Raw genomic sequence first — 20126 nt, 5'->3', positions numbered from 1 at the left:
TCTCCATCTTAGTGGGGTAGAAATGGACTGCAATGTTTTTTATGCGGTTGCATGGGCAATATAAATGGAGAAGATATAAGGTGGCAAGGGAGTTGAAAATCCATTGAAATAAGATTAAGATATGAAAAATTTGGCATCATTCAAAATTACGTTACACGCCAGGTCAGTTAATTGGTAAACAGGAGAGTATCCATGGGCGCAGGTGGAACACAGGGGGGAGCAGGACGGTTTTTCTTAGGGTTTTTCATGATGTGTGCGGGGTTTTACATGCTTTTAAGTGCCATCACCATCCGATCCGGTTTTCATATGGGGCTTGGCATTTACCGCTTTTCCATGATGGGGGGCCAGTTCAATATCACCAGCGGTATGATTTTCATTCCCCTGATACTGGGGGTGGGCATGATTTTTTACAATGCCCGCAGCATCATTGGATGGCTGGTGTCTCTGGGGGCATTGGGTTCATTGATTTTTGGGGTTATTTCAACCCTGCGTATGGGGTTTCGCTCCATGAGTGCCTTTGACTTGATCACCATCCTTGTGCTGGCCTTTGGGGGGCTGGGTTTGTTTTTAAGTTCTCTTCGGGGCACCGGGGACGATGATTCCAAAGTGAAGTAGACTCTTTCCTTGATGGGGGTGGCCATTCATGGTAGATTCAGACACTTTAAATCATTTATAAATTAGGAATGGATTACCCAGTATGCCCAATGCCATGGACATTAATATAAAAGATGAAGTTGCCGCCCTGAATCTTGGTAAGAAAATAAAACAGCTTCGCACCTTAAGGGGATTTACCCTCCAGGCCGTGTCTGATCTCACCGGTTTGTCCAAGCCGTTACTCTCCCAGATAGAAAATAATATTGCCGCCCCGCCCATTGCCACGCTCATTAAAATTTCCACGGCCCTGGGGGTGAAGATCAGCCATTTTTTCCAGGACCATTCCATGGATCACAGCCGCATTGCCGTGGTGAGAAAGGATCAGCGGTATGGGGTTAAAAAATTATCCCACCACAACTATAGCTCAGATATCGGTTATCGTTACCAATCCCTTGCCTATCCCATGGCAGATAAGCAGATGGAACCTTTTATTGCGGAAATTGAGAGTCGCCGGGATGATGAGCTGCTTTACAATAATCATGTGGGGGAGGAGTTCATGTTTCTTCTGGAGGGGCAATTGGAGTTTCGTACGGCAAAACAGAGCCATGTGCTGAACGAGGGTGACGCCATATATTTTGATTCCAGCATTCCCCATGCTGTCAGAGGCGTGGGGGAAATTGCAAAAATTCTTGTAATTGTCTTTACTCCCCGGTCGTAATCGTGTAGTATCTATTCTTAAATATAGTTAATCGGGAAATATAAAAACCTGGAACTGAGGCCCGTCCCCGTCGCCCGGGAAAGGCTCAGTTTCAGGTTTTTTTTATTGTTGAGCATGGAAAACCGTAAAATTTACATAAGTCCCATGGCAGCGTCATGAGCAAGCTGTTTTTTTTGGGGTAAAAGCACGGTGAAGATGGTGCCCTTATTGACTTCGCTCTCCACGTTGATGTACCCCCCCAGTTTATCCACAATGCCTTTTACAATGGGAAGTCCCAGGCCGGTGCCGGTGATGAAACGGGTTTTGTCGTTTTTCACCCGGTAAAAGCGGTCAAATATTTTGTCCATGTATTTGGCATCAATGCCAAATCCGTTGTCCCTGACCCTGACCCGGATATTGTTTCCTGTGACATCACAGGTGACATTAATTTCTCCGCCCTCCTGGGTGTAATTGATGGCATTGGAAATAAGGTTGCCAAAAAGGCTTTCAAGGGCCATGAAATCAGCGGTGAGGGGGGGGATGGGGCAGGGGGGCTGCACAATTGTCAGTGTCTGGTTCTTTGCCAGGGCCCTGGCATCTAAAAATTCACCAATACCCTTTAGCAGTTCATCAACCTTCACAGGGGTGGATTCCCGGGCCGATGAGATGCCCGCCTCAATGCGGGAGAGATCCAGAAGATCCCCGATGGTGGAGATAAGGCCTGCGGTTTTTTCCTTTGCCCGGGAGAGCATGTATTGATCTTCTTCACTGGCATCTTCTCCCTTTTCATCCATGACGATTTTCAATTGTTCATGGATGGTGGAAAGTGGAGATCTTAATTCGTGGGTCACCTTTGCCACAAATTCTGATTTTAACTGATCCAGGGCCTTCATGGCGGAGATGTCCATGATGTTCACCACGGCTCCCAGGCACTCTCTTTTTTCTCCCAGCACCGGACGGCACCGGGCCAGAAAAAATTTTCCATTGTTGATGTCAATTTCATGGGCCGGGATGTCTGTATAATCAATGTATCTTCCCCGGGAGATGTCCAGGATCAACTGGCAAAGCTCTTGATCTTCAATGAACGCCTCAATGGGTAATCCCGGTTTTTTGTCCGAGTCAATGTCCAGATGATGGTAACATGCCGGGTTGATCAGCACCACATTTCCCCGGGGGTTTGTCACAAGGACCCCATTGGGAAGGGATTCAATGATGGTATGGGTTCGGCTCTGTTCCGTGTGCAGATCTGCCAGGGTTCTTTTTCTGTCCCTGGCAAGCTTTTCCGCCTCCAGGGCAAGCTCTATTTTTTCCCGGGCTCTGGATACGGTGATTCTCAATTGTTCGGGCTGGTAGGGTTTGGGGATAAAATTGTAAGCCCCCAGCTGCATGGCTTCAATGGCGGTTTCCACCGTGGCATAACCGGTGATGACAATAACAATGATTCCCCGCTCCATGGCCATGATCCGTTTGAGAACCTCCATGCCGTCCATGCCGGGCATTTTCATATCCAAAAGCACAATGCCCACAGGTTTTTCCTGTAAAAGAGCAATTCCCTCATCCCCCCGGGATGCCATGAATACTTCAAAATCCATGCGGGTGAGGATACGCTGGGCACCCTCTCTGAGGCTTTGTTCATCATCAATAACCAGAATTTTGCCGGGGTCCAACTTATCCATGGCCAATGCTCCTCATCTTGAAGTTCTCTGTCTTAAGTGCCGGGCTTTGATCATTGTTTTGGCTTTTTGTGGCATGGTCAAGCTATGATCAAGCTTTAAATTTTTTTTAACGCGTTCATGAATTCCACCGGGGGCACATCCACCCGGGTCCATAATATCAAGGTCCGCCGGGCAGAATGGGCCAGGGGGATCAGCCCGTCAACAAATTCAATGTCCAGTTCCCGGGCCTTTTGTTCCCAGAAGTTATTTTTCCTTCCATAATTGAGATCAACGATTAAACGACAGTTTTTAAAGGACTGGCGCTGGATAAATTCATAAAAAGGCGGTGAATCTTCCGGGGCGGATATGGGGGTGGTGTTCACAATGATCTGGGCTTCACTGGGGGTGTCATCCAGATGCTCCAGGGTGGTGGGGCTACCTCCGATTCCGGTGACGATATCTTCCACCCTTGTTGCTGTGCGACCGGCAATGTCAATGGCATCGGCCCGTAACCAGTTGAGAATAAAAATAACGGCCCTGGCCCCTCCGCCGGAGCCGAAAATAAGGGCTTTTTTACCGGTGACGTCAAATCCCACCTCCTCCAGGGTATCCATGAACCCGATGGCATTGGTGTTATATCCCTTAAGTTCATCTCCATTGCGGATAATGGTGTTAACGGCACCAATGATGTTGGCACCTTCCGACAGTATGTTCATGTGGGGAATCACCAGTGATTTGTAGGGGATGGTGACATTGGCACCACTGAAATTCAGGTTCCTGAGCCCCTGCATGGCAGGTCCTATCTGATCTGGCATTACCTTCAAGGGAACGTAGGCTGCACTGATGCCGATTTTTTTAAAAACAGCATTGTACAGGGCCGGAGACTTTGATTGGAATGCCCTTTCATCGCTGAGTATGCAAAAAATTTTCATTGTATGACGGGAGGCCCTTTCTAAAGGCAATATTTTGCCGGATTTTACGAAAAAACCCGGTGGACAGCTTTACAATACAGCCATACTGTCCCCCCCGGGATAATATCAACGTTGCCAAATTGTTGTTGCCATTGCCCTCATGACGGTAACGGCAGACAACATTGCCCCGGGGCCCGGTCACAGCACCCGTTACATGGCGGGGCCGTTTTGGTGGCCCCTGGATGATGGTGGGTGGAAAATGTTATGACCAAGTCCCGCAGTGCAATGTGCAGTCAAAGGCTAAACTTATGAAACCAAGGCCTTGACACTTGCCGTGATTTCTTCGGCAGACGCAGGTTTCGGGAGATAATCGTCTGCTTCCATGCTCATGCCGTCGGCATGGGAATACCGGGTGGAGCCCACATGGTCTGCCACGGCAGTGAGCAGGATGACAGGAATATCCCGGGTTTTTTCATCTCCCTTAATTTCAGAACAGACCTCATATCCGTCTTTTTCCGGCATCATTACATCCAGGACAATGGCATCCGGCGGGCTGGCCTTTATTTTTTCCATGGCTTCCACACCATCATAGGCCACCTCCACCTGAAATCCTTCCCGGGCAAGATTGGACTGAACAATTGATGCAAAATCGGGTTCATCGTCAACAACCAGTATTCTTTTTTTTTCGCTCATAATTGATCTCCCTGGTAAAAAAATTAATGGAACTTGATGATCTGCTTTTTTTAAAATCGAAGCCGTGGGATCTGAGTTGTTTTGAGATGTATGTGTTGTTTTTTTGTGCAGGTAACCGCGCTGGATTACAAGCCAGATACCCTTTTTCCAATATCTTGTTCAAAAAAATCGTTCATCAAGTGAAAAGGGGTGAAAGGTGTGACATCTTTTTGATTTGATTGTCTAAATGGAATTTAAAAAATAATCCATGATTAATTTATATAGGCCTCGGTTCGTCATGTCAACCAAAAACTTAGTAAAAAATATCGTCTATGGTGCCGGGGCCGCCAGTGGCAGTTTGATGTGGAAGCGTGCGCCGGAGTCGGCGATATTTTCCGCCATGATTTTACCATGGTGACTTTCAACTATGCCATAGGCCATACTAAGGCCCAATCCTGTGCCTTTTCCCTCTTCTTTGGTGGTGAAAAAGGGTTCAAAAATACTGGATAAAACGCCTTTTGGAATACCCGGGCCTGTATCGGTGATGGTGATTTGGGCCATATCTTCATCCGGCGTCATAAAAGTCTTTACTTCCAGGTATCCCTTTCCCTCCATGGCGTCTGCGGCATTGAGAATAATGTTCATGAAAACGTGGTTGAGCTGTTGGATATCTGCAGGAATATCAGGAATGGATTTGTCATACTCTTCAATAATAACAATATTTTGAAAAATGGTCTGGTTGCGCAGCAGAAAAAGGGTTCTGGCAATGATTTTATTAATGCTCTGGGGACGCACTTCCCGCCGGGTCTGGCGGGCAAATTCCAGCAGTTCCTTGACGATGTCGCTGCATCGCTGGGCATCGCGTTGGATTCTCAATAGATCATTGGTGGCATCCGGTGACAGTTCATGTTCTTCCAGCATGAGCTGGGTGAACAGGGTGATGCCCCCCAGGGGGTTGTTCAGCTGGTGGGCCACGCCAGCGGCAAGTTTTCCAAGGGAAGACATCTTTTCGGCCTGGAGCAGCTGAATTTGAGTTTTTTCCAGTTCAGCTTCCATGCGCTTGTTTTCGGTGAGGTCGTGGAAAAATCCGATACTGGCCACCTCTTTGCCGTCTTCGTAGACAATGGATGCATTAAGGCGAATGGGGGTGGGGGTATTGTCTTTTCGTATGGCCACCTGCTCAAGGGAGCGTACGATTCCTTTTCCTCCATTGCCATGATTTCTCATTTTTTTCATGATTTTCCGGGCGTCTCCAGGCGGATAAATTTGCCTGATATTCAGGGTTTCAATGGCATCTTTTTTGGAGTAGGAGGTTATCTTTGTGGCAGCTTTATTAAATATGAATATTTTCCCTGTCATGTCCGCTGCTATGACACCGTCCACGGCATTATCAATGAGATTTCGCAGAAAAACATTGGATGTGAGTCTTTTTTCGTCAAACTTAGCCAGGGGAGGCAGATCAAAATCCAGGATCACAATGGCTTTTTCCAGGGAATCGGTGTGCTGAACGGGAAAGGCATAAAGGCAGGAACAGGTATTGGCGCTGTTGTGCAGAGAAATATGCCTCAGTGCCGGTTTGCCTGTGCGCATCACTTCGGTGGCCGGACAATGAATGCAAGGGGTGGGGCTGTTGAAAATCAATTCATGGCAGCAAAGAGCATTATTGTGCGTGGCTCCGGCGGTGTTTGTCATATGGGCTTTTTCATTGGTGACAACAAGTTTATACTCAGGTGAGATAACGATGAGCTGTTTTTTGATTGCTCCCAAGGCTTTGTTGAGATAACTGTTTTCTAATTCCAATCTATTATCCATGACGTTACCTAAATCAATCTGTGGTGGGGTTGCGGTGGTTACACAATTAAATCAGGGCAGGAGAATTGGGAAAAAATGTCACGGAGGGGCTGGCCCTGCTTGTTTCAAGTTATAAGACATCTTATTTTTCATGTCAAGTCAATCATTGATTGAAAGCAAAGGAATGAACTTGATTTATTTTATGTTTTTTGTTTTTTTCAATAATAAGTCAATATCCTTGACTTTTTTATTTGAATCTGGAAATGTGGCCATGTTTTATTTATATAAGGGAGTGTTTTTAATAGTGTCCAAAAATTCAGGGTTTAGACACTCCATGGACAATTGCAGAAACAAGCAAATAAGAATTTTAAATTATTGCTTTTTTGTTATTTGTAGGCCCAGCTGTCCGGAACGGGTCACTTTGCATTGGAACGAGCATGGTCTATTGTCTTTTTGTCTGGAAAGGGCATTTTTTGAAAAAAAAGTGCGATAAACCTTTCACAGACCTCCTTGGCAAAAAATACCCGGTTTGAAGGTTGAGTTATAGATTTCAGGGATAAAATTATATGTTGTCTGTATAACAGGAGGATTCATGATTGTAGCAGAGAGAAAACCCTTTGATGAGATCAAAGATATGGTGTCAAGTTATAAAAAGGTTCTCACCGTGGGCTGTGGAACCTGTGTCGCCGTATGTCTGGCCGGAGGGTCCAAGGAAGTGGAAACCTTGAATGCCGAGCTGAATCTGGCATTTGGCAAGGACGGCGTTGAATTTGGTGCAGAAACATTGGAGCGCCAGTGTGATATGGAGTTTCTGGATGAACTGGAATCCAAAGCCGGTGAGTATGATGCCTTTCTTTCCATGGCATGCGGTGCAGGCATCCAGTTTCTGGCCCAGCGCTTTCCCGACAAACCCGTACTTCCCGCAGTGAACACCAGCTTTATCGGTGTGAATCTGGACGTGGGCTGGTACGAGGAAAAATGCCGGGCCTGCGGTAATTGTGTGCTTGACATGACCGGCGGGATCTGCCCTGTGACCATGTGTGCCAAGGGTCTTTTCAACGGTCCCTGCGGCGGTACCAACCAGGGATCCTGTGAAATTGATCCTGATCAGCCCTGTGCGTGGTTCCAGATTTATGAACGCCTGGCGGCCCAGGGACGTCTGGATCAGATCATTAAGCTGTCTCCTCCCAATGACTGGAGTAATCAGAAACCTCGCAAAGTGATTCAGCCAGGCTACGAAGCGCGTGTTAAAGCCCTTGGTTAGACAGATCCGGTGATGAAACATATTTGATGATTCCGTGGACGGGATTTCCTTTATTTCACAGCCATATCATGCTGCCGGGAATATTTGTTCTGATGGTGCATGGCAGGGCCGTACAATGGGGGAATAATCGTGAACGGACCATCATATTTAATAAATTCAGGGAGAAAAAATATGAAATCAGGAAGTAAACTGGAAAGAACGCTTGAGGCTGGCCATTTTGCCTTTACCGGGGAAGTGGGACCGCCGCGGGGTGCCAATGTGGAGGCACTGCGTGAAAAAATTAAACCCTTGAAGGGCATGGTGGACATGGCCAATGTCACCGATAACCAGACTGCCATGGTCAGAATGTCCAGCTGGGCCGCCTCCATGATTTGTCTGGAAGAGGGTGTGGAGCCCAATTTTCAGATGGTATGCCGTGACAGAAACCGTTTGGCCATGCAGGCGGATATCCTGGGTGCCTATGCCCATGGACTTCGCAATATGCTTTGCCTGTCCGGAGATCACCAGACGTTTGGGGATCATCCCCAGGCCAAAGGTGTCTTTGATATTGACTCCATGCAGCTGATCAGCATGGTGAAAAAAATGCGTGATGAAGGAAAATTTCTGGGCGGTGCGGACATTGATGAGCCCCCAAAGATGTTCATCGGCGCTGCTGCCAACCCCTTTGCCGAGCCCTTTGAATGGCGGGTTCACCGTCTGGCCAAGAAAATTGCCGCCGGAGCCGATTATGTCCAGACCCAGTGTATTTACAACATGCCCAAAATGCGTGAATGGGTTCGCCAGGCCAATGAGATGGGATTGACAGACAAGGTTCATATTCTTGCCGGTGTCACCCCCATGAAGAGTATCGGTATGGCGCGGTACATGCAGAAAAAAGTGCCCGGCATGGACGTGCCGGAGGAGTTGATCAAGCGACTCCAGGGCGTTGACAAGAAAAACGTGGCCGACGAAGGTATTAAAATCGCCTGTGAACAGATTGAAGAGTTCAAGGAGATGAAAGGTGTGGCCGGCGTTCATCTCATGGCCATTGAATGGGAACATAAGGTTCCTGAAATTGCTGAGAGAGCCGGAGTCCTGCCAAGGCCTGAAGTTTAAACCCAAGAGAAGGAGTTTCCAAATTGAATAGTAAAACCGGAAAAGTGATGGTCATTGGTGGCGGTATTGCCGGTCTCACTGCTGCCTGGGAACTTTCCAGGCAGAATATCAATGTGGAGTTGGTGGAAAAAAGCTGCTTTCTGGGTGGACACAGTATCGGATTTACCTGCAAGGCCACAGACACCTGCAAGCAATGCGGTGCCTGCAGTGTGGAAGAGATGCTCGCCAACGTGGTGAATGAACCCTTAATAAATGTACATCTGAGAACCGAAGTATGCGGCCTTGAGAAAAAAGACGGTTTCAGTGTTTCCCTTGCCAAAAGTGCAGTGGAAGAGGTGGCTCCCCAGGGTGTGCTTAAGGGATTTTCCCATCATAATTCACCTTTGTACGTGGTTGCCGACGGTGCAGCTGATGCGCCGGAAGGGGCCGTCAGTATTGATACGCTGGGCAGTGAAGGTGCAGTGGATGTTGATGCGGTTGTGGTTGCCACGGGGTATACCCCCTTTGATCCCAATCTTAAAGGCACCTACGGGTATGATAAGTGGGACAATGTGATCACCGGCCTTGATCTTGAAAATATTATTCGGGAAAATGGCTCCCTTGTACGTCCTTCAGATGGCGAAAAACCCAAACGCATTGCCTTTATTCAGTGTGTGGGCTCCCGGGATGAACGTTTGGGGAACCTGTGGTGTTCTGAGGTTTGCTGTCCCTATGCCATGCGCATGGCAGGTGTGGCAAAGAATGCCGATCCTGAAGCTGAAATTTCCATGTTCTACATTGATATCCAGAACAGCGGCAAGGAATTCCCGGTATTTTATGAAAAGATAAAAGAAGAAATCAGGTTTGTCAGAACCATTCCTGTGGATATTTATCCCCTGGAAGGAGACAGCCTGGAACTTCGCCACATGGCCGAAGACGAGGGCGCTCCCTCATCGGAACAATTTGATCTTGTGGTGCTCTCTGTGGGAATCATGCCCGGCATGGACACGGCGAAAATTTCTGAAATATTAAATATCCCCGTGAACCAGGACGGCTTTCTTGACGCCGTTCCGGGGGATTCAGGTGTATTTGTTGCCGGAACGGCCGGAGGCCCCGGAAGTATTGCCGCCACCATTGCAGGTGCTGGAAATGTCGCCCTTGCGACCATGAATTATCTGGGGGGGAGCAAATGATAGCAGAAAAAAGCAGTAAAACAATAGACGTTCAGATTAATAAAGATGTCCTGGTGGTGGGGGCCGGCAAGGCCGGTCTTACTGCCGCAGCCCAGATTGCAGCCCAGGGCTATAAGGCCGTGGTGATTGGGAACAAAACCGCCTGTGCCTGTGGTGCCGGATGCAGCAAAGAGATGCAGGATGCAGGACTTGTGGAAATCCAGGACGGTACATCCCTGGTGGACATTGCCGGTGTGGCCGGTGATTTCAGGGTCACCCTTGGCAAAGGAGAAGAAACCTGTGAGGTCACTTTTGGGGCCGTGGTGGTGGCTCCCCAGTACACCGGTGTGCCCCTGAACAGTGCCTATGGTCTGGCTCTTAATGACAAGGTGATCAGTCAGACCCAGCTGGAAGCCCTGCTGGCCGATGATGCCGGTAAAGAAAAATTGGTCAACGGCAGCGGCAGCACCGTGGCCTTTTTGTCCGGATTTGGCCAGGAAGGTGATCCAACAGCCACAGGCAGGGTGTTGGCGTCTGCCCTTGAAATTCAGAAACTGGAAAATTGTCGTTCCTACATCTATGCGGGTAATGTAAAAGTGGGTGCCAAAGGAATGGAACGACTTTTTACCCAGGGTAGAAATGAAGGCGTGGTCTGTTTCAAACCCAAAACCATGCCCACCATTGAACAGGACAAGGAAAATGTGAAGATCGTTATCACTGATCCTGTGGTCCGGGCCGATGTTGAGCTGGAACCCGATTATGTGGTGGTTGAAGAAGGTGTTGTGGTGGGGCCAGACAATCTTGGCATTGCCCAGACCCTTGGCATTGATGCGGATGTTGACGGTTTTCTGCCCAGCAACAATGTCCACCGTTTTCCGGTGAAATCCAATAGAGAGGGTATCTATGTTGCCCAGAACGATGTGGATGCCGCCAATGTGGCCCTGCAGGTAAAAGCCCTTATCGGTGACGGTGTTCGCACACTCACCGAGGACATTGCCGTGGTGGATGACACCAAGTGCGTTATTTGTCTTACCTGTTACCGCTGTTGTCCCCATGGTGCCATTTTCTGGCAGGACGGAGCTGCGGTTATTTCTCCGGCGGCCTGCCAGGGATGCGGTATCTGTGCCAGTGAATGTCCCATGGATGCCATTCAGCTGGGCGAGTTCACCGATGCAGATTTAAAGAGCGGTGTGAAAGAAGCCGTGGCTTCTGCAGCCGATGCAACCCCCTCCATTGTTGCTTTTTGCTGCAAGAATTCTGCCCTGGAAGCCGGGGAAGCAGCAGCTCAATTTGGCCATGAAATGCCCGCCGGGTTCCGCATGGTCAAGGTTCCCTGTGCCGGTAAGGTGGATGTGGACTTTATCATGAATGCCCTTGTGGAAGGGGCTGACGGTGTCATGGTTGCTGCCTGTCATGAAGGAAACTGCAAGGCTGAAAGGGGCAATATTTACGCAGGATGGCGAGTGGAAGAGATTCGCCAGCGACTGGAAAATATGGGACTCAATAAGGATCGGGTGGTTTTCACCACCATTGCATCCAACATGGCCCGGGAATTTGCCTGTAAGGTCAATGAGTTTGCCGAAAAGCTCTAACCGCAGTTACCTGTGTGCGTTTTAAAGTGAGATATCCAGGGGCCTGACAGGCCCCCGGTTCAGATATGGCCGAAATTTAAAGCGCTGATCTTTGAATGCTGTTCAAAGATTTTTTTTTAAATAAAAAAGACCGTTGGAAAGGATCATTCCCTTCCGCCGGTCTTTTTTTATGGTGATATGTCCGGAAGCGCGGACGTTCCGTCCGTGCTCCCGGATGAAATGTGGGCAAACCCATGTCTGTCCACGGCGGTTCTTTCAGACCCGCGCCATGGTGCCTCTTATTTGTTCTGGAGCATGGGAACGGTGAGACTGCCGTCCATGAGGAACATCACATCGGCATTTGCTCCTTTTTGTTCCAGAGCCTTATCCAGGGCTTCCTGAAGGGTGTCAAAGGGACGGATAAACAGTTGTGAGAGTTCTTCATCCGGAACATCGGTGACCCCCCACATCTCTGCCCAGCGTCCGATTTCCGCCATTTTAGCCGCCTTGTGATACCCCAGCTTATAACCCTTTTCAATGGTGTCCAATACTTCCTGGGGGGTGTCACAGCTGCCCAGGAGATCGGCAAATGCCTTGCCGCCGATCCCGCAGCGGCATTTGGCCACCAGGATGAGGATACCGTTTTCTTTCAGTGCCAGCTTGGCATTGTCAATACCCTTCTGGGCCTGGTAAAGGTCAATGTCTGCCGGGAATTTAACCACGGACACCACAATATCCGCCTTTTTTTCAATGGGGGCACAAAATACTTCATTGGCCCGTTCAATGGCGGCATCAAAGGAAGCATAGATATCCCCGGCGGTGACAGCGTACACCTTGTGGTTTTTGTCCAGCACCGTCATGATGGCAAATATTTCTTTTTTAACCACTTTAAGGGCATCCACCATGTCTTCATGCACAGGGTTGCCTTCAAGGGCCAGGGCACACGCCTCGGGACCCAGGGCAAGCTTGTGGTTCTGCTCAATGGTTTTATAAGAGGCAATGCCGGGAAGAAAGGATTTGCGTCCTCCGGTGTATCCGGCAAAATAATGGGGCTCCACAGAGCCTATGATGATGATTTTATGGGCGTTGACCCCAGCCTCATGGACGGACATTTCCGTACCGTTGGAAGAGGTTCCCAGAAACACCATCTCTTCATCTTTCAAGGCATCATGAACTATAATTTTGTCCTTGATATTTTCATAATGGGAACCGAAAATTTGAACATACTCTTCCTCACTGGGTCCCCGGTGGGCCCCGGTGGCAATGATAAATTTCACCGGGATATCCTTAATATCATCCCAGATGGCATCCAATACGGTTTTGGTGGGGGTGGGACGGGTGGCATCATTGACAATGATTAAAAGGTCCTTTGCATCGCCCAGAAACTGCGACAGGTCCGGGCTTTCATGGGGGGATGCCATGGCCCCTTTAATCAAATTGTCGGTGTCACCGATGTTTACATCATTGGCCTCCAGAAATACCGGGGCAATGGTGTCGTTGATCTCGGCGGTGAGTTCTCCCTTTTTTCCGTAGGGAACACTTATTTTCATATTTTCCTCTTCATATGTGGGACATTGTTTAAATTATTTTTTGATGGGCCCAAGGGCATTGATTTTTTCCATGAATTCATCAATGGCAGACTGGAATCTTGCCTTGTCGCCATGGGCGATCTGAACAAGCTCAATCCGTTCCGGAGCAATATTGATCTGGGCCAGAAAATCCTTAATGGCAGCCACATGGGTTTTAGCCTTGACGTTTCCATCATGCTCACAATCCCCGTCCGGGCAACAGGCCACCAGGACCCCCCATCCATTTTTCAAAAAGGGTTCCAGGAGCAGGGGCTTTTCCAGTCTGCCGCCGCACATGTTGATGAGTATCTTATACTCCTCGGGTACGTTACTTTCCATTGTGGATGATTGAAGATCTGGATAATAGGACCAGTTGCACCCAAATACAATGGCCTTGGCCTTCTCTTTTTCAAGAAACTGGCCGATTTCCCGGTTCAATGCCTGCTGATCCGTGCCGCAGCTCAGGTGGGTAAAGACGGCTTTGTTGGGACAGACGTCCAGGCAGGCACCGCAACTTTGGCATTTGACAATATCAGTGATAATTTTACCGTCCACAAAACTTCTTGCCTCATGGGGGCAGGCCCGGACACAGGCCAGACAGGCGGCACACTCCGGTCCGGTGAGGGTTGTGGTGCCGGGGCTTTCCCATTCTGTACCGGCAAAATCACGCTTGGCATCGGTGAAGATGTCCAGCAGGGGAACGCCACTGGAGCAGGCTGCCACACAGCGTCCGCAATGAAAGCAGGAGGCGATTTTGTCCGCAATGTAGGTGGAGGGTTCCAGCTGTCCTGACAAAAGGCCGAATATCATGATCATTTTTGCCCGGGGGGCGTCGGATTCCCATCGGTCATATTTAAATACAGGACAATGCTCGTAGCAGTAGCCGCAGCGGATACAGCTGTCCAGATTATTTTTCCATTTTTCCAGGTGGGTGGGTTTGAATTCTCGAAACTTTGTTTTGGTTTCCATGTATTTTATTTCCGTATGTTTGTGAAAAAGGGGATAAATTTTGGGTACTGGGTACTGGGTACTGGGTACTGGGTACTGGGTACTGGGTACTGGGTACTGGGTACTGGGTACTGGGTACTGGGTACTGGGTACTGGGTACGCCGGGCCTGTGAAGTCAGCCCCTTTTTCACCGATTTTTTCTTTTTGATTGTGTTATAAAGTTTTTTTTCGGCTTATCCGGGATGAACCCATAAATAAAGTGCCGGATTGTCAATTGTTCATGGATCAATCAAGGATTACGAATTTATCCTGTGTAACCCCAAAATAGAGATGATCAGCCAACCATATACCTTAAGTCCGTGGCAGTGACCCAGTTTTTCGGGGCATCCATCAATTTTCCCGGATTGAGTATGCCGTGGGGATCAAAGGCTTTTTTAACCTGGGACATGAGATCCAGGGAGTCGGCTTTTTCAGCTTTAAATGCATCTGCCTTGGAGATGCCGATGCCGTGTTCTGCCGAAGTGGTGCCGTTCACCGAACGCACATATTCATAAATCTGGGATACGGCATTCTTGGCAGATTCCCATTGATCTTTTCGGCCCGGTTCCATCAAAATTTTGGTGTGCATGCATCCTGAACCGCAATGGCCGTAGGCGGTCATGATAATGTCATTTTTCTCGGCAATTTCATGTATTTTCCGGGCCATTTCCGCCATTTTAGAGTAGGGAACAGCCATGTCATCGGCAAGGGAGGTGCTGGAGAGCACTTCACTGAATTTGGACAGGGCCGGAAAGAGTTTCTTTCGGCCCATGAAGATTTTGGCCCGTTCATTGGGATCAAAACTGCTGGTCAGGCCTGTACCGTTGTTCTTTTTACACAGGGCTTTCATGGTGTCGATTTCATAATCCACGGCCTCTTTTACCATGCCGTCGGCTTCGTAAAGGAGTACGGCTTCCACCTCCGGAAGTCCCAGATCCATGGTTTTGTTCACAGCTTTGATGGCCACATTGTCCACCAGTTCCAGCATGGAAGGAATCACTCCCCCTGCCATGATGTCGGCAATGGCATTGCCTGCGTCTTCCAGTCGGTCAAAGTTGGCCATGCCAAGGCATCTGTATTTTGGGATGGGTACAAAGCTTAAAGTGGCTTCCACCACCACACCCAGGGTACCTTCTGATCCCACAACCAGTTTGTGCAGCTGGTATCCGGTGGCTTCCACACGGGTTCTGGCCCCCAGGGTTACAAGCTTGCCCCCGGGCAGCACCACCTTTAGTCCCAGTACAGAGTCCCGGGTGGCACCATATTTCACAGATCTTACCCCACTTGCGTTGTTACCGATTTCACCCCCGATGGTGGCGATGCGGCTGGATGCCGGTGTGGGGGGGTAAAACACCCCATGGGGTTTGAGTGCCGCATTGAGATCATCATCCACAACCCCCGGTTCCACCCTGCAGTAAACATCCGACGGATTGATTTCCAGAATTCGGTTCATTCTTTTCATATCAAGGGAAATTCCCCCATTGATGGGAACCGTTTGACCGCACATACCGGAACCTGCTCCCCGGGTGATGACGGGAATTTTATTTTCATGGGCGTATTTCATGATTTTTTGAACCTGTTCAACGGTTCCGGGGCGCACCACAGCCCAGGGTCTGGCTGCATGTACGGAACTGTCTGATCCATACACCATGAGATCGGCCGGGTCATCCTTTACATTATTTTTTCCCACAATGCCTTGCAATATGGAAACATTTAGAGTGTTCATCAGTGTTTTCCCTCTTAACCTAAAATAATTATGAAAGCGTCAGCTGGTATACTTGATTTTTGAAATTGGATTCCGGTGGCTGGGAATAAGGCGTTTTTTGTCCTTTTGATTAACGGTCATGGGTAAATTTCATATTGATCTCCATCCATCCATAACAAAGCTTGAAATACATCCCTGATTTGCTGGGTATTTCATGTCACTGCCACGGGTAGACCGTATTTTGATCCGGCTCTACCCACAACCAAGGTAGAAATGCTCCACAGATTTGCGGAATATTTCATATTAAAAAAGAGACAGTGCCGCATTGACAAAAATGCAATCATACAGGCCAAATTCCCTGTAAATCCGTTAATGTCGAAAATTAGTATAGTATGTTTGACTTGCTACGGTGATATTCCAATGGGTGGTCCTTTGATTATGAGTCATATGCATAAAAATAAAATACGTCAATACTAAACAGTGTTTAACCACTATATGAGCATAAACTTGTAAAAGCAAGGTCTTTATGATAATCGCAATGAATAAAATACAGCAAATAAAGGAGGTTCTGGATTTATATAAACTGCCACGGGCAGTCCTTATTCTGATTCGGTTCTGCCCACAACAAAGACAGAAAAGCTCCACAAGTTTGCGGAGTATTTCATATAAAAAAAAATATAAAGTAGCTGGGCAAAATGTTGCTACGGTGCCAATGAATCCGGGTTTGAAAATTGAGTTAAAAAGACTGGATATTATTTGGGGAAGGGATTATACACATGGGGTGGGGAAAATGCAGGAAGTTACCGGGACAGACATGTCACGTGGAATTTATACGTAAGAAAATAGACCTTTTAAACAGACGACAGACCATGTGACACTGGGGGCTGTTGTTAAAAAATCAGGAGAATGTATGAGTCTGAAAACCCATAAAATTTTGTTTCAACCCCATGGAAAAGAGATCTCAGTTGCAGACGGTGAAAATTTACTCCGGGCGGCCATGGAAGCCGGGGTACACATCAATGCCTCCTGCGGTGGGGAAGGGGTGTGCGGTAAGTGTCGAATTTTGGTGGAATCCGGTGACCTTGAAGGCGGTGGCCTGGATAAGCTTTCCACCGAGGACAGGGAACACGGTTACCGCCTGGCCTGCCTTTCCCAGGTGAAATCCGATGTGGTAATAAGGGTTCCTGTGGAATCAGAGGTGGATGCCTCTGTTTTAAATAAACATACGGCCCCCCGCCACACGGCCCGGGTAAAGAGTTTCAGTTTTGAAGATCTCAAGGAAAAAGGGCTGTTGATTCCTCCGGTGGAGAAAAAATATCTCAAATTGCCTGAGCCCTCTGCCCAGGATAATATTGCCGATGTCACCCGTTTGATCCAGCATCTTAAGGTGCAATATGATGAGCATCGCCTGGGAGTGGATTTAGATGTCATGCGAAAGGTGCCCGATGTCTTCCGGGAAAAAAAATTTGAAGTCACCGCCACCATTGTTCGCCCGGTGCGGGAAGACGGTAAAAATCAGATTGTTAATATAGAGGCCGGTGATACCACAGACTGCAATTACTCTGTGGCCATGGATATCGGTACCACCACCATATACGGTCAACTCCTGGATCTGAATACCGGAGAGGTGGTTTCGGAATATGGAGACTTCAACGGGCAGATCAGTTATGGCGAAGATGTGATATCCCGGATCATGTTTTCCGAAAAAGGGGACGGCCTTGCCACCCTTCAAAAAAGGGTGGTGGAAACCATTAACGGCGTCCTGGACCGTATTTTTAAAAGGGGAAAAGTCAAACGCGAGTGTATTACCACCATCACCCTGGCCGGTAATACCACCATGACCCAGCTGCTTTTAGGGATTAATCCCCGGTATGTCAGAAGAGCGCCCTATGTGCCGGCGGCCATTATGTACCCGCCGTTCCATGCCCAAAGCCTTGGCATTGATCTGGCCCCCCATGCCCAGGCCCTTATTTATCCCGGTGTGTCAAGTTATGTGGGGGGCGACATTGTGGCCGGTGTCATGGGGGCCGGTATGTATAAATCAGAAAAACTGACCCTTTTCATGGACATCGGCACCAATGCCGAGATTGTCATCGGCAACAAGGACTGGATGGCCTGTACCGCCTGTTCTGCCGGACCTGCCTTTGAAGGCGGGGGTATCACCTTTGGCATGCGGGCTGCAAAAGGGGCCATTGAGGATTTTTCCATTGATCCCATCTCCTGTGAACCCATGATTGTCACCAAGGGCAATGTCAGACCCAAGGGGATCTGCGGGTCCGGTCTTATTACCATTGTGGCGTTGCTGTTTGAAAACGGTGTCATTGATAACCGTGGTAAATTCAATCGTAATTTGAACACAGATCGTATTCGCCAGAGAGAAGAGATCTGGGAGTATGTACTGGTGTGGAAGGATGCCACACAGATTGACAGGGACATTGTCATCACCGAGCCGGACATTGACAATCTCATCCGGGCCAAGGGTGCCATGTACAGTGGTGCTTTGACCTTGCTGGAGGAGGTGGGGCTCACCATCCAGGACATTGAGGTGATTATCCTTGCCGGTGGATTTGGCAGTTATGTGGATCTTGAAAAAGCCATGACCATCGGGTTGCTGCCCGAGGTTGATCCGGAACAGGTGGTCTATCTGGGCAACAGCTCCCTTTTGGGGGCCCGCATGAGTTCTTTGACCAATGTGCTTCGCCGGGATGTGGTGGATGTGGTGGAGATGATGACCAACTTTGAATTGGCTGAAACCCCTTCATACATGGATCATTATGTGGGAGCATTGTTTTTACCCCACACAGAGCTCAATTATTTTCCACGGCTCCATAAACGGCTCCAGGAAAAGACCCGGGCAAGGCAGGCATCCTGATGACAACGGTGGAAAATATCAACGGATTTGTTCGCACAATACAGGTGAAAGAGCCACGCCTGGGTAACAACACCGCAGATGTGGAGCGCCTGGTATCAGCCCTTTCCCATGACCTGGAACAGAAGGGAAACGCCCCAAAGGATTCATCGGTGTATTTTCCACCGCATTTGGTGCCGGATCTTGCCCGGCAGCTTCGCCAATGGGGACATTGCATCAAGGTGGTGCTGTTTAAAGATTCCCGGGGGTGGCGGGTGATTGCTGTCATAGATCCGGAATTAACCCAGCCGGTGTGCGGGGTGGCAGCGGATCTTGGCACCACCCGGGTGGTGCTTCGCCTGGTGAATCTGGAAACAGGTGCCAATCTTGGGGAACTGGGGTTTGATAATCCCCAGATTGCCCTGGGGCCCGATGTGTTGACAAGGATTCACCATGCCCGGGACCCCAAAGGGCTTGAACAGATGCAGGCCCTGATCATTGACGGCATGAACCGGCACATCAAAAAGCTTGTGCATGCTGCGGGGCTGGGTGTGGAATCTGTGTATCTGTTCACCGGGGCCGGCAACACCGCCATGACCCATCTGTTTCTGGGCATTGAGCCCTCTTTTATCATACGGGAACCTTATATTCCGGCGGTGAATGCCCCGGAATCCATGGCCGCCGGTGATGCAGGCCTTGGGATGCACCCCCATGGCATGGTGTTTTTATTTCCCAATATCGGCTCCTATTTTGGGGGGGATCTCATTGCCGGGATTTTATTTGCACAGCTCCATAAAAAGGAAAATCCCTGTCTCATGGTGGATGTGGGCACCAATGCTGAAGTGGTGGTGGGAAACCGGGATTGGCTCATGGCGTGTGCCGGGGCTGCGGGCCCTGCCCTGGAAGGGGGCATCAGTGACATGGGCATGACCGCAGGGCCCGGCGTGATTGACCGGGTGTCCATTGATATTGATACCCTTGAAATTGATCTTGGTACCATTGAAAATAAACCCCCTGTGGGCATCTGCGGATCAGGCATGATTGATCTGGCAGCCCAGCTTTTTTTGTCCGGCATGGTGGATATCAGGGGCAAGTTCAGCCCGGAACGGTGCGGGGAAAGGCTTTTTGAAAAAGATGAGATCCAGCATCTTTGCCTGGTGAAACGGGAAGATTCCGGCACCGGCCGGGAAATTTTGTTCAGCCAGGTGGATTTAAACTCCTTGACCAGTGCCAAGGCGGCCATGCACTCCATTTTGGAGGTCATTGTCCGGCAGACTGCGGGGCTCTCCTTTGAAGAACTGGAAAAGTTCTACGTGGCCGGTACCTTTGGCTCTTTTATCGATCCCAGATCTGCCATCTCCATCGGCATGCTGCCGGATATGCCCCTGGATAAATTTGAGGTTCTGGGTAACTCTTCCCTGGGTGGGGCGGCCCGGCTTCTTGTGGACCCCCATGCCTTTGAAGAGATCCGGATGATTGGGCAAAGTATCACTTATATTGAGCTTAATGTGAATCAGTCTTTCATGAACACCTTTTCCGGGGCCAAGTTTTATCCCCATACGGATCGATCTCTGTTTCCGTCGGTGAGTATTTACGGGGGGTAAACTTACGGATAAA

Annotated in this window: 16 protein-coding genes; 9 read left to right on the top strand and 7 right to left on the bottom strand. The window is 49.0% G+C overall.

From position 1 onward, the window contains the following. Positions 1-192 precede the first annotated feature (192 nt). Both B9A32_RS00990 and B9A32_RS00985 read left to right on the top strand, forming a co-directional pair. Positions 193-615, top strand: a complete 423-nt coding sequence (locus B9A32_RS00990) for a hypothetical protein (protein ID WP_084066506.1) — start codon at positions 193-195, stop codon at positions 613-615. Between the two features lie 94 nt (positions 616-709). Further along, positions 710-1312 carry a helix-turn-helix domain-containing protein gene (locus B9A32_RS00985; RefSeq protein ID WP_212637540.1) on the top strand — a complete coding sequence of 201 codons (603 nt, stop codon included), beginning with the start codon at positions 710-712 and terminating at the stop codon, positions 1310-1312. Between the two features lie 131 nt (positions 1313-1443). On the opposite strand, the gene B9A32_RS00980 is transcribed toward B9A32_RS00985, so the two are convergent. The 4 genes from B9A32_RS00980 to B9A32_RS00955 all read right to left on the bottom strand — a co-directional run bounded on the left by B9A32_RS00980 (position 1444) and on the right by B9A32_RS00955 (position 6329). Further along, complete coding sequence (locus tag B9A32_RS00980; RefSeq protein WP_084066504.1) at positions 1444-2967, bottom strand: sensor histidine kinase; 1524 nt, start codon at positions 2965-2967, stop codon at positions 1444-1446. Positions 2968-3062: 95 nt separating this feature from the next. Further along, positions 3063-3878: a shikimate dehydrogenase family protein gene (locus B9A32_RS00975; protein WP_084066503.1), complete on the bottom strand. Its 816-nt coding sequence runs from the start codon at positions 3876-3878 to the stop codon at positions 3063-3065. Between the two features lie 285 nt (positions 3879-4163). Continuing rightward, positions 4164-4550, bottom strand: a complete 387-nt coding sequence (locus B9A32_RS00965; RefSeq protein WP_084066501.1) for a response regulator transcription factor — start codon at positions 4548-4550, stop codon at positions 4164-4166. 309 nt (positions 4551-4859) lie between these two features. Next, positions 4860-6329, bottom strand: coding sequence for a two-component system sensor histidine kinase NtrB (locus B9A32_RS00955; RefSeq protein WP_232366984.1), 1470 nt, complete (start codon positions 6327-6329; stop codon positions 4860-4862). 583 nt (positions 6330-6912) lie between these two features. Here B9A32_RS00955 and B9A32_RS00945 point away from each other — a divergent pair. The 4 genes from B9A32_RS00945 (at position 6913) to B9A32_RS00930 (ending at position 11422) form a co-directional block, all read left to right on the top strand. After that, entirely contained in the window at positions 6913-7584 is a 672-nt protein-coding gene (locus tag B9A32_RS00945; protein ID WP_084066497.1) for a methylenetetrahydrofolate reductase C-terminal domain-containing protein, read from the top strand. 171 nt (positions 7585-7755) lie between these two features. Beyond that, positions 7756-8679: a methylenetetrahydrofolate reductase gene (locus B9A32_RS00940; RefSeq protein ID WP_084066496.1), complete on the top strand. Its 924-nt coding sequence runs from the start codon at positions 7756-7758 to the stop codon at positions 8677-8679. A 23-nt stretch (positions 8680-8702) separates the two neighbouring features. Next, the gene (locus B9A32_RS00935) at positions 8703-9851 is read left to right on the top strand and encodes an FAD-dependent oxidoreductase (RefSeq protein WP_084066495.1); all 1149 of its coding nucleotides are present in this window, start codon (positions 8703-8705) and stop codon (positions 9849-9851) included. Continuing rightward, positions 9848-11422 carry a hydrogenase iron-sulfur subunit gene (locus tag B9A32_RS00930; protein ID WP_084066494.1) on the top strand — a complete coding sequence of 525 codons (1575 nt, stop codon included), beginning with the start codon at positions 9848-9850 and terminating at the stop codon, positions 11420-11422. The genes B9A32_RS00935 and B9A32_RS00930 overlap by 4 nt, the downstream gene beginning before the upstream one ends. 278 nt (positions 11423-11700) lie before the next feature. Here the strand turns inward: B9A32_RS00930 and B9A32_RS00925 are convergent, their stop codons facing one another. The 3 genes from B9A32_RS00925 to B9A32_RS00915 all read right to left on the bottom strand — a co-directional run bounded on the left by B9A32_RS00925 (position 11701) and on the right by B9A32_RS00915 (position 15682). After that, positions 11701-12951, bottom strand: coding sequence for a nickel-dependent lactate racemase family protein (locus tag B9A32_RS00925; RefSeq protein WP_084066493.1), 1251 nt, complete (start codon positions 12949-12951; stop codon positions 11701-11703). Positions 12952-12984: 33 nt separating this feature from the next. After that, entirely contained in the window at positions 12985-13938 is a 954-nt protein-coding gene (locus B9A32_RS00920) for a hydrogenase iron-sulfur subunit (RefSeq protein ID WP_084066492.1), read from the bottom strand. A 313-nt stretch (positions 13939-14251) separates the two neighbouring features. Next, positions 14252-15682: an FAD-binding oxidoreductase gene (locus tag B9A32_RS00915; protein WP_084066491.1), complete on the bottom strand. Its 1431-nt coding sequence runs from the start codon at positions 15680-15682 to the stop codon at positions 14252-14254. Positions 15683-16199: 517 nt separating this feature from the next. Between B9A32_RS00915 and B9A32_RS00910 the strand changes: the two genes are divergently transcribed. The 3 genes from B9A32_RS00910 (at position 16200) to B9A32_RS00900 (ending at position 20113) form a co-directional block, all read left to right on the top strand. Further along, positions 16200-16499 carry a hypothetical protein gene (locus B9A32_RS00910; RefSeq protein WP_139795657.1) on the top strand — a complete coding sequence of 100 codons (300 nt, stop codon included), beginning with the start codon at positions 16200-16202 and terminating at the stop codon, positions 16497-16499. A gap of 72 nt (positions 16500-16571) precedes the next feature. Then, entirely contained in the window at positions 16572-18533 is a 1962-nt protein-coding gene (locus tag B9A32_RS00905) for an ASKHA domain-containing protein (RefSeq protein WP_084066489.1), read from the top strand. Further along, positions 18533-20113 carry an ASKHA domain-containing protein gene (locus B9A32_RS00900; RefSeq protein ID WP_084066488.1) on the top strand — a complete coding sequence of 527 codons (1581 nt, stop codon included), beginning with the start codon at positions 18533-18535 and terminating at the stop codon, positions 20111-20113. Before B9A32_RS00905 ends, B9A32_RS00900 begins: the two co-directional genes overlap by 1 nt. Positions 20114-20126 lie beyond the last annotated feature (13 nt).

This window comes from Desulfocicer vacuolatum DSM 3385, from assembly GCF_900176365.1.
Taxonomy (GTDB): domain Bacteria; phylum Desulfobacterota; class Desulfobacteria; order Desulfobacterales; family Desulfobacteraceae; genus Desulfocicer; species Desulfocicer vacuolatum.
This window is presented reverse-complemented; position numbering and strand designations above follow the sequence as displayed.

What these genes read in the sequence shown, in the direction of transcription:
- B9A32_RS00990 (WP_084066506.1), top strand. Translation starts at nt 193, where the DNA reads ATGGGCGCAGGTGGAACACAGGGGGGAGCAGGACGGTTTTTCTTAGGG.
- B9A32_RS00985 (WP_212637540.1), top strand. Translation starts at nt 710, where the DNA reads ATGGACATTAATATAAAAGATGAAGTTGCCGCCCTGAATCTTGGTAAG.
- B9A32_RS00980 (WP_084066504.1), bottom strand. Translation starts at nt 2,967, where the DNA reads ATGGATAAGTTGGACCCCGGCAAAATTCTGGTTATTGATGATGAACAA.
- B9A32_RS00975 (WP_084066503.1), bottom strand. Translation starts at nt 3,878, where the DNA reads ATGAAAATTTTTTGCATACTCAGCGATGAAAGGGCATTCCAATCAAAG.
- B9A32_RS00965 (WP_084066501.1), bottom strand. Translation starts at nt 4,550, where the DNA reads ATGAGCGAAAAAAAAAGAATACTGGTTGTTGACGATGAACCCGATTTT.
- B9A32_RS00945 (WP_084066497.1), top strand. Translation starts at nt 6,913, where the DNA reads ATGATTGTAGCAGAGAGAAAACCCTTTGATGAGATCAAAGATATGGTG.
- B9A32_RS00940 (WP_084066496.1), top strand. Translation starts at nt 7,756, where the DNA reads ATGAAATCAGGAAGTAAACTGGAAAGAACGCTTGAGGCTGGCCATTTT.
- B9A32_RS00930 (WP_084066494.1), top strand. Translation starts at nt 9,848, where the DNA reads ATGATAGCAGAAAAAAGCAGTAAAACAATAGACGTTCAGATTAATAAA.
- B9A32_RS00925 (WP_084066493.1), bottom strand. Translation starts at nt 12,951, where the DNA reads ATGAAAATAAGTGTTCCCTACGGAAAAAAGGGAGAACTCACCGCCGAG.
- B9A32_RS00920 (WP_084066492.1), bottom strand. Translation starts at nt 13,938, where the DNA reads ATGGAAACCAAAACAAAGTTTCGAGAATTCAAACCCACCCACCTGGAA.
- B9A32_RS00915 (WP_084066491.1), bottom strand. Translation starts at nt 15,682, where the DNA reads ATGAACACTCTAAATGTTTCCATATTGCAAGGCATTGTGGGAAAAAAT.
- B9A32_RS00910 (WP_139795657.1), top strand. Translation starts at nt 16,200, where the DNA reads ATGAATAAAATACAGCAAATAAAGGAGGTTCTGGATTTATATAAACTG.
- B9A32_RS00905 (WP_084066489.1), top strand. Translation starts at nt 16,572, where the DNA reads ATGAGTCTGAAAACCCATAAAATTTTGTTTCAACCCCATGGAAAAGAG.
- B9A32_RS00900 (WP_084066488.1), top strand. Translation starts at nt 18,533, where the DNA reads ATGACAACGGTGGAAAATATCAACGGATTTGTTCGCACAATACAGGTG.